Raw genomic sequence first — 12,452 nt, forward strand, 5'->3', positions numbered from 1 at the left:
GCGCGGACGCCGGAGGCTCCGGGACGCGTTCGGCACTTTCTGGCGCCGCCAGGGCCCCTCGCAGCCGTCGAACGCCCCTCCGGCCGCAGGGCGCCTCGCTCCGACATCCGGCCTGGGCCCACCCTGAACGGAACCGGGTGTAGCCATTGTCAGGTATCCGGACTGGCCCCCTGGAGGTAATCCCCTTGGCGGAATTACTTTATCCGATCAACTGAGTATGATTCGAGACATGCGGGATTCGTTCCAGATCTGAAAGTTGTCGATGCCATCACGATTGCCGATGGATGGCGTCATCGAATCATTGATCTGCGTTGGCCAAAGAGAAAAAGCCTGAGGGATTTGTCCTTTCGGCGCTGGACCAATTTTCTACTCTTGTGAGGGGACGCTTTGTCATGCCCACGGTTGATGGCAACCTGAACGATTGGACATCGTCGGCTCGGCTCAATCCCGCAGGCACGACAGCGGCCGGATACAGTTTGTACGGCGACCTGTCGGGCGGTGTCCTGACCTTCGCCCTCCAGGCGCCGACGGGGACGTCGATCGGGGCGTACACGACGATCTGGCTGAACACCGACAAGAATGCCACCACCGGCTACAGCATCTGGGGTCTGTACGGGGGCTACGACTACAACATCAATATCGCTGCCGACGGAAAGCCGTACCTCTATCGCGGGGGCGACGGACAGACGCTCGTGTCGGCGACGCCGCTGACCGCCGTCTACAATGCCGATCGCACGGTGCTGGAGGTCAGCGTCTCGGCGGCGCAGATCGGGACGCCGAAGAGCCTCAACGTCCTGGCCGACGTGAACAACAGCGTCTTCCTACCAGGCGATTACGGGGCCGGCCCCTACACGGTCTCGGATGCCAGCACCCTGCCGGCCCGGACCTATACGGGGCACAAGGTCGGGATCGTCTACTCGGAATCCACGGCGGCGAACTACTTCAGCCCGATGGCGTATTCGCAGCTCTACATGGCGGCGCAGAACCAGGCCGCGGCCGCGGGCGTCCCCTACGACCTCCTGTCGGAATCGGATCTCACCGATCTGGCGAAGCTGTCGAACTACGACACGCTGATCTTTCCCTCGTTCCGCAACGTCGCCGCCGCGAAGGTCGCGGCGATCACCGACACCCTGACCAGCCTGGAGAAGACCTACCACGTCGGCATCATCACCGCCGGCGACTTCATGACGAACGACGAGAAGAACGCTCCGCTCTCCGGCGATTCCTACGCGCGCATGAAGGCGCTCTTGGATGTCAGCCGCGTCGACGGGGTCAACGGCGCGAACGTCGAGGTCAAGGCGGCGGCCACGACCAATCCCGTCATGGCCGGGTACACGGCCGGCGAGTCGATCCACCAGTACACGAACATCAGCACCTCCTACTTCACCAGTACGGACGGGCTGGGAACGACGCTCGCCAATCAGATCGTCAACGGGCAATCCAACATCGCGGTGATGGCGACGCAGACCGGGGGCAAGAACGTTCACTTCGCCACGGACGGCATGCTCGCCGACAACAACATGCTGGCCCACGCCCTGGATTGGACCATGGCGCCGGCGACGGGGCCGGATGTCAGCCTCCACATGAGCCGGAACAAGGCGATCGTCGCCGCCCGCGTGGACATGGATCAGGCCATGTACACCGATGATGTCCGGCCGGCCTCCGGATCGGGCATCTACGACAAGCTCCTGCCGATCCTGACGCAGTGGAAGCAGGCCTACAACTTCGTCGGATCGTACTACATCGATGTCGGCAACAATCCGGCCGAGGGCGAGGTCACGGACTGGACCTACTCGAAGAAGTACTACAACCAGATGTTGGCGATGGGGAACGAGATCGGCTCGCATTCCCTGACGCATCCCGAGAACACCAACCTCCTCACCGCGGCCCAATTCCAGACCGAATTCCAGCAATCCCGCGCGATCATCGAGCAGCAGCTCGGTTTGACCAATATCGGTGCCGCCGTTCCCGGGGCGGGAGAAAATCTCGCCACCGCGCGGCAGATCGCGCAGTACTATCCCTACATCTCGGGCGGCGCCTCCCTGATCGGCGCCGGGTATCCGGGGGCGATCGGCTATCTCAGCCCGACGGCCACCGATATGAAATCGGTCTACATCGCGCCCAATACCTCCTTCGACTTCACCCTCGTGGGCTACCAGCACCTCACCGCCGCGCAGGCCTCCGCAGCGTGGGCCAAGGAGTGGGCGACGCTGACGGCGCATTCCGACCTGCCGGTCGTGGTCTGGCCCTGGCACGATTACGGTCCGACGAATTGGCTGACCGATACGACGGATGCCGGCTACACCCAGCAGATGTTCACGGATTTCATCGCACGGGCCGCGCAGGCGGGCTCGGAATTCGTGACCCTGAACGATCTGGCCCAGCGCACCGCGACCCTCGAGAAGTCCGACGTCAGCTACAGCTTCGATGCGGCCGCGAACGTCCTCACCGCGTCGGCGACCACCGCGGCCGGAGATCTCGGCAAGTTCGCCCTCGATATCGGCAGCGGCCATACGATCAAGAACGTGGCCGGCTGGTACGCCTACGACAGCAACAGCGTCTTCGTGCCGAAGGCGGGCGGGACCTTCAAGATCGCCCTCGACGGCACGCCGGACGACGTCACCCACCTGACGACCCTTGCGGACCGGTCCGACCTCCTCAGCGTGACCGGCGACGGCACCAACCTCAGTTACTCGGTCGTCGGTGAGGGCCACGACATCATCCAGCTGAAGTCCCATGTCGGGCAGATGGTGCAAATCACCGGAACGGATGGCGCGAGCCTCTCCGGCGTCAACCTGGATCTGACCCTGACCGGACTGGGACAGCACAACGTCTCCATCGTCCTCGCGTCGGCGCCGGTCGGAACGACCGCGAGCGATTGGATCTTCGGAACGGACGGCGCGGATACGATCAATGCCGGGGCCGGCGCCGACACGCTGCAAGGCCTCAGCGGCAACGACACCTACATCGTCGACAACTCCGGAGACCGGATCATCGAGGCCGTGAATGCGGGGATCGACACCGTTCAGAGCGCGGTGACCTACACGCTGGCGGCGAATGTCGAGAAGCTCGTCCTGACGGGGACGAACGCCATCAACGGAACGGGCAATGCCCTGGCGAACGTCCTGACCGGAAACAGCGCGGCGAACACGCTCGCCGGCGGCGACGGCGCCGATATCCTGGAGGGCAAGGCCGGAAACGATATCCTGACGGGCGGGCTCGGCGCCGACGCCTTCCTCTTCAGCAAGGCCGGTCAGGGCATCGACCTCGTGCGCGACTTCTCGCGGGCGCAGGGCGACAAGATCCAGGTGCACGCCTCCGACTACGGGCTTCCCGTCGGCACGCTCGCGAGCGACTGGTTCGAGACGAGCGCCACCGGTCTCGCCACGAAGGCGCACGCGGAGTTCGTCTTCAATTCGGGGTCGCACACGCTGAGCTGGGACGCGGACGGCATCGGGAGTGCGGCCGCCCAACAGGTGGCCACCTTCTCCAACAACCCGCTTCTCCAGTATCAGGATTTCGCGATCGTGGTCTGATCGCGCGATCGACCCGGACGGATCCGAAGCGCCCGGCGCGGGCGGCCCGGCGTTCGGTCCCGGCCGGGGGGCAATCCGGCGGACGGACGATCGCGGCTCCCCGGGTGTTGCGCTTTTGTTCTAGGCCGCGACGGGCCGGACGGTCATACTCCCCTCCATGTCGATGACCGTCCGCGCCGCCTTCCTGCTGATCAGCCTCGCGCCACAGGCGGCGACGGCGCAGGTGCCTAGCCGGTCCGAGGCCGGGCTCGCCGCCCTCGAACAGACCTGGCACGCCTGCGTGCGGGACGCGTTCGCGCAGCAGCCGCGGACGCAGAGCCGCGCCGGCTCCCAGCGCAACGCCCTCGATGCCTGCCAGGCCCAGGAAGATGCCTTCGTGGCCGCGGCGATGACGGAGGTCGATGCCGGATCGCGCGAGGCGCGCGCGGGCGAGCCGGCCCGACGTCCCGCCCTGACCGAGCGGGCGCGCGCCTGGGCCGCCTCCGTCGCCAGCGACGTCCTCGATCCGGTCTCGTCCTGGCTCAGCGCCCTGCGCCGGTGAGTGGACGGCCCATCCGGGCCGCCCGAAAGGCCAGGAGGATCCCGGGGACGCCCACGAGGCCGTACAGCACCATCAGGGCCCGTCCAAGGTGTTCGGCGCCGAAGACGGTGTCGGCCAGGAACCCCAGGAGGGGCGGCCCGGTGCCCGAGGCCGTCAGGGTCACGGCGGCGATGAAGAGGGCGCTGACCCGCCCGCGGAGGCTGACGGGCGTGAGGAGCTGCACCCCCGTCACGGCGGGGGGGGCGGTGAACCCGATCACGGCCGTGAGGAGGGTGAAGGCGGCGAGCGAGAGCGTCCGGTCGGCGGCCACCGCCATCACGATCGCGGGCGGCAGGGCCGCCATCAGGCCGAGACCGAGCAGGCGCGAGGCGGCCGCACGCCGGCGCGCCCGCGCCACCCGGTCCAGGAGCAGGCCTGCGGACAGATGGCCGAGCGGACCGCCGATCAGCAGCAGGCCGCCCAGAACCACGCCGCTCTCCGCGGGGCTCATGCCGTGGTTTCGCACGTAGAGGGTCGGCCCCCAGGCGGCCAGGGTCCGACCCATCAGGACGGCGCAGGCCGCGGCCGCGAAGTGGGGCAGGTAGATCCGCCGCCGCCGCAGGATCCACGCCCAGGCGGGGTTCAGCCCCGCCCTGGCGGCGGGTGGCGCCCGCGGCAGCCGGACGGCCACCGCGCCGAGGATCAGCACGAGGTTGGGCAGGCAGGCGAGCAGGAACAGGGCGCGCCAGGGCGGCAGCGGGTCGAGGCCGGGAAACGCCAGGCCGCCGCGCAGGACGAGCCAGGCCAGGACCGCACCGCCGGCGAGCAGGGCGAAGCTCTGCCCGAGGCTGCCTCCCGCCGTGTACAGCGACACGTTCCGGGCCATGCGGCCCTGCTCGGAGCCGTGGGCGATGAGCGACAGCGAGGCCGGCGCGAGACCGGCCTGTCCCAGTCCGAGGACGAACCGGCTGAGGAACAGCACCGCGAAGGAGCCCGCGAGTCCGAATCCGAGGGTCGCCAAGGTCCAGAGGCCGATGCTGGCGAGCAGGATCGTCCGCTGGTGCCCCCGATCCGCCAAGCTGCCGAAAAGCGGCATGGTCAGCGCGTACAGGATGACGAAGGCCGAGCCGTGGAGCAGGCCGAGCTGGGCGTCGCTGAGGGCGAGGTCCTGCTTCACCGGGGTCGTCACGAGGGTGATCAGGAAGCGGTCGCTGGCCGCCGAAAGCTGCGCGAGGATGAGCAGGACCAGGGGGCCGAACCCCAGGACCCTGCGTGCCGGAGCCGTGAGCGGGCGCCGTCCGGCGGTCTCGCTCATACGGTCCGCGACGCGCGAGGGGCGGTCCGCGACGCGCGAGGAGGCCGACGCACGCCGGAGTCGAGGGGCATCAGTAGAGCTCGCTGTGCCAGGCCGCGAGGGGCCAGGATCGATCGCCCCGGGCATGCGGGTCGCCGCGCAGCTGCTGGATATGGGTCCGGAACTGTCCGGGCGGGCGGCCGAACGCCGTCCGGAAGGCGCGGTTGAAATGCTGCTCGCTGGCAAAACCGTAGGCGTAGGCGAGGGTGGCGATCGAGCGCGTTTCGCCCTGGCGCCGGAGGGCATCGCGCACCCGTTCCAGGCGGCGCTGCTGCACGAAGCGCGCGACCCCGCCATCCGGCAGGAAGGCCCGGTAGAGGCGACTCCGCGAGATCCCGAGTTCCGCCGCGATGGTCTCGGCGCTGAGGTCGCGATCCGCGAGGTGCCGCTCCACGTGGGCCTCGGCCTCGCGGCGGCGGGCGGCGTCGTCGGGGCCATCGTGGACGGCGGCCCAGACGATCGCCTCGGTGGGGGCGGCATGGCCGCGCAGCGCGGCGGCCAGCAGCATGCCGAGGACCGCGCTCGACCGCGAGACCACCGAACCGTCGAGGGTCTCCGAGCGGCGGGTCAGGGACACGATGAAATCGGCCACGAGGCCGCCCACGGTCTCCGGAAGGATCGCCCCATGGAATTTGCGCAGGTCGGGGACCAGGGGCTCGATGAGCTCGCGCGCCACCGGCGTCGAGATCTGCCGCACGCGGTGCGCCCGGCTCTGGTGCGGCAGCGTATTGTCGCAGACCAGGATCTCCCCCGGTCGGACGCGGCGCTCGTGCCCGGGCGGGCCAGCCAGGAGGTCGCCATCGAGGAGCAGGTGGAGCGTGATATGGTCGAAGCCGTCCCGGCGCACCCGCTGCGGGGATCGGCTGTGCTGAAGCCCGTTCAGCTGGCGCTTGAACAGGATCATCCGATCCAGCCGGTAGGCCTGCACCTGCGCGGAGAAATCCGGGCCGATCCGTGCGACATCGGCGCCGCCGGCATAGAGGTCGCGATACGCCTCGAATGCGAACTCCGCACCGACCTCCTGGGTGGAAAAGGCAAACGACGGAAGCGACACGTCTGACTGAACCCGACCGGATGGATCAGAGGGCCCATCGGACAAATCCCAATCGACCCATTCTCACACCCCCCGGGATGGGCGTTCCGAACGCGCGAGACAACTCACGGTTCTGTGATCGATGCAAGAGATCAGTATGAGGGCGCGCCATCCCAGTTGAGCGCGCTGCCGGCGCGGCGGCAAAGGCTTCTTGGTGCCAGCGCCGTCGGCCCAGGACAATAAAGCGTTCTGCCTCAGTTTCCACGATGGCGGATCACGACATACCATCGTCGAGGCCGTCGAGGCCGCCGCCGCGCCCGACACGCACGCAATCGGACGCGCTGCGATCGGCGACCGGGATAAGACCTTCTCCGGGGCCGCCGCCCCCGCACAGCAACGCCTCGGTAACCCTTACGCCCTAACTCTCGCGAACCCCGCCGCCCACCAAACTCCGCGATCCGCACGATGACCAGAGACCAGCTTGCCGCCGAGTTGCTTCGTATTTCCAAGCTGCAACTCAGCGATATCACCCGTGCCGTCAAGAATGGCGAGAAATCCATTGCCTTGAACGAGGTCATCGATCTGGGTAGACGCCTGAACCGCCTCGCGGATGCGGTCGCGGGACGCCCGGCGCCGGTCGCCACGCCCGCGCCCGCCGACGACAGCCTCGTTCAGGCGTGAGCGCCGCATCGGAGTGGCGGGCCGAGCGGAACGTCGCCGCGCGCGCGCGCCTCGACCGCGCCCTGCCGGGCATCTTCCCGGCCCCCGTCCTGCGGCACGCCCTGTCGCGCCCGCTGATCCCGCCGACGCCGCGCCTCGCGGTGGAGAGCTACTGGCGTGCGCATCTCCTGCGCGCGGACCGGCTGGCGCGGGCCCTCGCCACACGCTCGGGCCATCCCGAGGGCTGGACCTGGCGTCTCGGCACCGAGAAAGGATCCGGCCTCGCCGCCACCTTCCGGATGCCGCCCTCGCCCTTCCGGGAGCCGGCCCATGCGCGCGGCAAGGGCCATTGCTGCATCTGCGGGCAGCCGGTCTTCCGCTTCGGTTGGCACCGGGATCTCTGGGGGGCGGGCGTCCCGAACAAGAATGCGCGCTGGCACGCGGCCTGTGTCGCCGCCTGGAAGCTCTGGGTGGCGCCCAGCGACCAGGTGAAGGTTCTGAAGGCGCATCAGCGCCACCGCTGCGCCGCCTCGGGCAAGCGGTTGTTCAAGACCGCCGAGGTCGACCATCGCGTGCCCCTCTACCGCGTCTGGCGGGAGCACCGGGACGATCCCTGGCCGACGCTGCTCGGCTTCTGGGGCGCCCCGAACCTTCAGGTCGTCAACCGCGGGGTCCACGTGGAGAAATGTGGCCGCGAGGCTGGCGAGCGGGCGCTGAGCCGGCAGGTGGCGCTCCTGCGCACCGCCTTCCCGGCGGATCGCGCCGAGGAGGCCGCACCGGAGCGCCTACCAGTCGACGGGACGGGCTGACGGGCCGAGCGGCTTTGGCCGCTCAGAGGATCCCCTCGATCAGGCGCAGTTCCTGCGCCTCGCTCGCCTCGATGTACCAGTTCTCGGGAGCCCGCTGCAGCACCGTGTCCAGGGTCACCTGCGAGCCCCGGATGAGGTTGGCGAAGCCCTCGTTCTGGATCGCGATGGAGCACTCGATCTCGTGCAGGGCGGCCTTCACGCTGGCGATGCAGGTCGTGAGCGGTCCGTTGAGGACCACCTGCTTGTCGAGCTTGCGCTCGTGGATCATCAGCCGCGTGCCCCGGGTGAGATAGCGGTTCGACCGGGCGAAGAAGCTCATGAAGGTGGTCCCGGCCGAGTAGATCGCGGCCTTACCGAGGAAGACGAACCGGCGATCCGTCAGGAGGCCGGTCTTGAAGCGGATGTCCTCGCCCATCATTCGGGCGACCTCGGGATCGCCGCCGAGCGTCGTCAGCTCGACCACCACGAGGGTTCGGTCGCCGACCGCGTCGAGCTGGCGGCGGAAATCCCGGTACATCTCCTGGTCGACCGTCCCCGACAGAAGGATGGCGGGGGCGTCGAACGCGGATGGCGGCAGGGCGGGGGTATCCATGGGGCACTCCTGGTGGCCGAGGCGCGGCCGTCGCGGCGAGAACGCAAGTTCCCGGCCCGGGATCGGTTGCGTCCGCCGCGGACGGAATGCGTCGGCCCGCCCGCGCCTGTGTCCGCATGGACGAGGAGGCGAAAGCGCGCGAGTCGATCGTCGCCCGCAGATACGGCCGCCTGCCGCCAACCGGCGCGTTTCCCATTCCGATCGGACCGGACCCGCTCTACCTCCGGCAGGGCATGGGCGCCGGCGGATTCCGGGTCTGGCGCCGCTCGTCCCATGGGAGCGTGCCGCAGACGGACCCTTCCGATCCGATCCTCTCGGAACGGAGAGCCTCGGACCCCCTCGGCGCCGCTCCCTCCGCACCGGTCGTCAGGGCGTGCCGTGTCAGTACGGCGTGCCGTCATAGGGCTGCCGGCTCGGGCGAGGGCGCGCGCGAACCGGCCGATCGTAGCGGCCCTCGTAGGCGCCCAGATACGGGTCGAGGGCGGGATCGCGGTAGTTGCCGTTGTTCACGCCGGCCGAGCGGTCGTTGCCGCTCAGGGCGGCGTAGGGCGACAGGCCGTCGCCGCCGCCGCTGCCGCCCCGGGCCAGCGCGCCGCCGCCGAGGCCCAGAACGAGGGTGCCCAGAACGAGGGTGGCGGAGAGCGTGGTGCGTCGGATGGCTGTGGCCATCATCGCATTGTGCGCCATGGGGACCTCCTGTCGCGCTGAGAACGGACGCGTGGCACGGACGTTCGGGCCGGGGCCGCGCGGCCGGAGGATCAGCGCTCGGCCCGCAGGCTCTTGAGGAAGCGGCGTGCGACCTCGCGCACGGCCTCGTCGTCCCGGGTGTCGTCGTCGGCCTTGTCCCAGAGGTGGTCGACGCTCGCCTCCAGGCTCTTGAGCAGGTCCGGATGTTCCTGGGCCAGGAACCGGATCGTTCCGAACAGGAGGTGCTCGGTCGCGAGTTCACGGTGGCGCGCGTCCGCGATTCGGGACTCGGCGGGGGCGGGATCAGTTGCAGCATGGGTCATGCCGACACAACGAACGGCCCCGCCAGCGGTTCAGGGACTCCTGCGGTCGTCGCAAGCTTTCTTTGGCCTCTCCGAAGGATTCCACCCCGTTCCGCGAGGAGGGTCACGGGTCGAAGCACGCAGGCTCAAATCCTCCGACCATGATCCCGTACCCCGATGCTTCCGTTTCGCCGCGGGTTCGGCGAGAACCGGCGGCGCATGGGGGGGCGGCCGATTCGACATCCCTCCACCCTGGATCCTCAGCAGACGCACCGGATGGCACCGATCTCCTCTTCGAACGAGCGTTCCCGCACGCGCGGGTCGGGCCCCCTCCGCATCGACACGGACCTCGCCGCCGGGATCGGTCTCGCCTTCGTGGCCGGCTTCGTCGACGCGGCCGCCTTCATCGCCCTGACGGGCCTGTTCACCGCCCACGTGACCGGCAACTTCGTGCTGCTGGGGGCCGAACTCGTCTCGACCTCGACCGGCGTGGTCGCCAAGCTCCTCGCCCTGCCGGCCTTCGTGGGGGCGGTCGCGGCCACCCGGCTCCTCGCCCTGGCCCTGGAGCGCCGCGGCCGGGCGCCCCTGCGCTGGCTGCTGGCCCTCGAGATCGCCTTGCTGGCCGCCTTCTGCGTCGTCGGTCTCGCCCTCTCGCCCCTCGGCTCCCCCGATGGCGCGGCGGCGGTGACGGTCGGGATGCTCGGCGTCGCGGCGATGGGAGTCCAGAACGCCATCGGACGCCTCGGCCTCGCGCATCTCGCCGCCACCACGGTGATGACGGTCAACGTCACCCAGGCGGTGATAGACCTTGTCGACTGGGCGCGGGGCGCCGTGCCGCCGGACGGGGCTGCGCGGGGGCGGATGCGCCGGATGCTGCCCGCGGTGCTGGCCTTCGCCGTCGGCGCCCTCGCGGGGGCCTTCGGCGTCGCCGCCGTCTCGTTCGGCTGCCTCGTCATCCCGATCGCCGTGCTCACGGTCCTCGTGCTCCTTCGCGGGGATTGAGCCGCGGCGTGGGATCGGACTCAGGCGCGGCAGGTGAGCAGCCCGTAGGCGGTCACGCGCTGCCAGCCCATGCCCTCGACCGTCGCCATCGGTCTCACATAGGGTTCCGCGAGCGGGAAGACGCGCGCTCCGTCCGGCGGCGCCTGGCCCTCCCGCAGGGGCACCACGATCCAGGCGGGCCCGTCCGCAGCCGCACAGAGCGTCGCGACCGCACCGGCCGGTAGGTCGTCGGCCCGCGGGGGCACCGGAGGCGCGAACGGCCTGCGCTGGGCCTCGGTGGCGAGGCCGAGGGCGATGAGCCGGTCGATCCGCTCGGACCACAGCATCGCCAGAGGGCGCGAGAAGACGATGCTGGCGCCCTGAAGGTTGGTGATCCAGCTCGGGCGGCCCAGCGTCAGCCAGGTCTCGGCCCGCCCGTCCAGCCAGAGCACCTCGCCCGGCCGGCGCGCGATGGCCTCGACGAGACCGGGCAGCAGGGTGCGGTCCTCGATCCGCCGGAACGCCCGCGCCCGCTCGTCCCAGAGGCCCAGGAGGGCGATGACTAGCGCCACGGCCAGGACCGGCCGAGCGACCCGGGACCGCTCAGCGGCGAGCCACGCGAGGCCGGCCCCGAAGGCGAGCGACGGCACGATCGGGAAACTTCGGATCAGGCTAAGGCCGAGATGGGCGCCCTCGGTCCGGTTCGCGGCGAGCCAGCCGAGGGCGAGCGTTTCGAGGAGGAGGCGGCCGGCGACGAGGAGGCCGACCAGACCCAGGGTCGCGCGCATCAGGCCGCGCGACGGCGCTAGCCGGTCCCGGCGGAGTGCCGCGTGGACCCCGACGGCGAGGAGGCCGGCGGCCGCCGCGATGGGCAGGTCGGTGGAGAACACCCAGGCGAGCCCCAGGAGGGCGAGGGTGATCCGGTCGCCCGGCGTCCCACGCGGGAGGATGCTGGCGCACAGGCCCAGGGCGGCGGCGCCGAGGACGGAGGTTACCCAGAGGAAGCGCCAGGGCTGGACCTGGATCACCAGGAGCGACGACCATTGCTCCTCGAACACCGTGGTGGCCGCCACCCCGCCGGCGCCCGCCAGAAGCGCGGCCAGGAGGAGCCTCCGAGCCCGGATCGGAACGCGGGTCGCGGCGACGAGGATCGTGGCGGCCTGCACGAGGGGCGGACCCCAGGCCTGGCTCGGCCAGAGCGTGGGGAAGAGGTCGGCACAGCGCTGGCGCAGGATCTCGAGGAAGGCGGGATCGACGGGCTGCAGCAGGCGCGCGAACAGCGGCACGCCGAGGCGGGCGGCCACCAGGATGGCGAGGAGACCCGGGACCAGGACCAGCAGCCAGCGCCGGTTCTCCGCCACCAGGGCGAGGACGAGCACCGCCAGGCCGGCCAGCCCCATGATCGGGTGGACGAGGCCTCCCAGGGCCATGAAGGCCAGGGCCCCTGCGCGGCGGCCGGACAGGCTCGCCGCGAGACCGGCGAGGACCGCCGCCTCCGCGAGGGTCCGGGGCGTCGCCAGCGCCTCGCCGACGCGGAAGATGCCGGGATAGCCGTAAGAGGCGGGCAGGACCGCCATCGCCGCGAGGACGACCCAGCGCCGCCGGCCGGCGCCCAGGGCCGCGGCCAGGGCCGAGGCGGCGCAGAACCAGGCGATCAGCCCGACGAGGCTGACGGCCAGGGCCGCCGGACCGGGCCCCAGCGCCCCCACCAGCGCCCGTAAGGCGACGGGGAACAGGCTGAAGCGCGACTGCCCATCATAGGTGAACATGAGGTCGCGTCCGACCCCGTCCGGATCGAGGTCGGCGAGGGCCCGCCCCACGTAGATGCGGGCATCGCCGTCGATCCCCTCGTAGGGATGCAGCAGGAGATAGAGACCTCCCATGCCGAGCGCCGGCCAAGCCGAGCGGCGCAGGACCGCCGCCCAGCGCGGAACGGCTCCGGGCATGGGGACGGTATCCGGGACGGCCACCAGGGGGT

The 12,452-nt window shown here is 70.3% G+C and carries 11 protein-coding genes; 5 read left to right on the forward strand and 6 right to left on the reverse strand.

What is annotated here, in order from left to right; all coding sequences use genetic code 11:
* Nucleotides 1–392: 392 nt before the first annotated feature.
* Nucleotides 393–3,536, forward strand: a complete 3,144-nt coding sequence (locus ASF41_RS14195) for a polysaccharide deacetylase family protein (protein WP_082504420.1) — start codon at nucleotides 393–395, stop codon at nucleotides 3,534–3,536.
* Nucleotides 3,537–3,693: 157 nt separating this feature from the next.
* Entirely contained in the window at nucleotides 3,694–4,077 is a 384-nt protein-coding gene (locus tag ASF41_RS14200; RefSeq protein WP_056494133.1) for a hypothetical protein, read from the forward strand.
* Here the strand turns inward: ASF41_RS14200 and ASF41_RS14205 are convergent.
* A complete protein-coding gene (locus ASF41_RS14205) occupies nucleotides 4,058–5,371 on the reverse strand; it encodes an MFS transporter (RefSeq protein ID WP_056216112.1) in 1,314 nt (437 codons plus the stop codon). The genes ASF41_RS14200 and ASF41_RS14205 overlap by 20 nt on opposite strands.
* Nucleotides 5,372–5,441: 70 nt before the next feature.
* Nucleotides 5,442–6,464, reverse strand: coding sequence for a helix-turn-helix domain-containing protein (locus ASF41_RS14210; protein ID WP_056494136.1), 1,023 nt, complete (start codon nucleotides 6,462–6,464; stop codon nucleotides 5,442–5,444).
* 444 nt (nucleotides 6,465–6,908) lie between these two features.
* Between ASF41_RS14210 and ASF41_RS14215 the strand changes: the two genes are divergently transcribed.
* Both ASF41_RS14215 and ASF41_RS14220 read left to right on the forward strand, forming a co-directional pair.
* Nucleotides 6,909–7,124, forward strand: a complete 216-nt coding sequence (locus ASF41_RS14215; protein WP_056216109.1) for a hypothetical protein — start codon at nucleotides 6,909–6,911, stop codon at nucleotides 7,122–7,124.
* Complete coding sequence (locus ASF41_RS14220; protein WP_244472698.1) at nucleotides 7,121–7,912, forward strand: hypothetical protein; 792 nt, start codon at nucleotides 7,121–7,123, stop codon at nucleotides 7,910–7,912. The genes ASF41_RS14215 and ASF41_RS14220 overlap by 4 nt, the downstream gene beginning before the upstream one ends.
* Nucleotides 7,913–7,934: 22 nt before the next feature.
* Here the strand turns inward: ASF41_RS14220 and ASF41_RS14225 are convergent, their stop codons facing one another.
* The 3 genes from ASF41_RS14225 to ASF41_RS14235 form a co-directional block, all read right to left on the reverse strand.
* The gene (locus ASF41_RS14225) at nucleotides 7,935–8,504 is read right to left on the reverse strand and encodes a hypothetical protein (RefSeq protein WP_056494145.1); all 570 of its coding nucleotides are present in this window, start codon (nucleotides 8,502–8,504) and stop codon (nucleotides 7,935–7,937) included.
* Between the two features lie 381 nt (nucleotides 8,505–8,885).
* A complete protein-coding gene (locus ASF41_RS14230) occupies nucleotides 8,886–9,191 on the reverse strand; it encodes a hypothetical protein (RefSeq protein ID WP_407067288.1) in 306 nt (101 codons plus the stop codon).
* Nucleotides 9,192–9,262: 71 nt separating this feature from the next.
* Entirely contained in the window at nucleotides 9,263–9,514 is a 252-nt protein-coding gene (locus ASF41_RS14235) for a hypothetical protein (protein ID WP_056216104.1), read from the reverse strand.
* 255 nt (nucleotides 9,515–9,769) lie between these two features.
* Here ASF41_RS14235 and ASF41_RS14240 point away from each other — a divergent pair, with 255 nt between their 5' ends.
* On the forward strand, nucleotides 9,770–10,495 hold the full coding sequence (locus ASF41_RS14240; protein WP_082504422.1) for a YoaK family protein: 726 nt from the start codon (nucleotides 9,770–9,772) through the stop codon (nucleotides 10,493–10,495).
* A 20-nt stretch (nucleotides 10,496–10,515) separates the two neighbouring features.
* Here ASF41_RS14240 and ASF41_RS14245 read toward each other — a convergent pair whose 3' ends face one another.
* Complete coding sequence (locus tag ASF41_RS14245) at nucleotides 10,516–12,420, reverse strand: hypothetical protein (protein ID WP_156653293.1); 1,905 nt, start codon at nucleotides 12,418–12,420, stop codon at nucleotides 10,516–10,518.
* Between the last annotated feature and the right edge of the window lie 32 nt (nucleotides 12,421–12,452).

This window comes from Methylobacterium sp. Leaf111 (assembly GCF_001423285.1).
GTDB lineage: Bacteria > Pseudomonadota > Alphaproteobacteria > Rhizobiales > Beijerinckiaceae > Methylobacterium.

Bases quoted from the DNA above. Each gene is read 5' to 3' on its own strand.
- ASF41_RS14195 (WP_082504420.1), top strand. From the start codon at position 393: ATGCCCACGGTTGATGGCAACCTGAACGATTGGACATCGTCGGCTCGG.
- ASF41_RS14200 (WP_056494133.1), top strand. From the start codon at position 3,694: ATGTCGATGACCGTCCGCGCCGCCTTCCTGCTGATCAGCCTCGCGCCA.
- ASF41_RS14205 (WP_056216112.1), bottom strand. From the start codon at position 5,371: ATGAGCGAGACCGCCGGACGGCGCCCGCTCACGGCTCCGGCACGCAGG.
- ASF41_RS14215 (WP_056216109.1), top strand. From the start codon at position 6,909: ATGACCAGAGACCAGCTTGCCGCCGAGTTGCTTCGTATTTCCAAGCTG.
- ASF41_RS14225 (WP_056494145.1), bottom strand. From the start codon at position 8,504: ATGGATACCCCCGCCCTGCCGCCATCCGCGTTCGACGCCCCCGCCATC.
- ASF41_RS14230 (WP_407067288.1), bottom strand. From the start codon at position 9,191: ATGGCGCACAATGCGATGATGGCCACAGCCATCCGACGCACCACGCTC.
- ASF41_RS14235 (WP_056216104.1), bottom strand. From the start codon at position 9,514: ATGACCCATGCTGCAACTGATCCCGCCCCCGCCGAGTCCCGAATCGCG.
- ASF41_RS14240 (WP_082504422.1), top strand. From the start codon at position 9,770: ATGGCACCGATCTCCTCTTCGAACGAGCGTTCCCGCACGCGCGGGTCG.
- ASF41_RS14245 (WP_156653293.1), bottom strand. From the start codon at position 12,420: ATGCCCGGAGCCGTTCCGCGCTGGGCGGCGGTCCTGCGCCGCTCGGCT.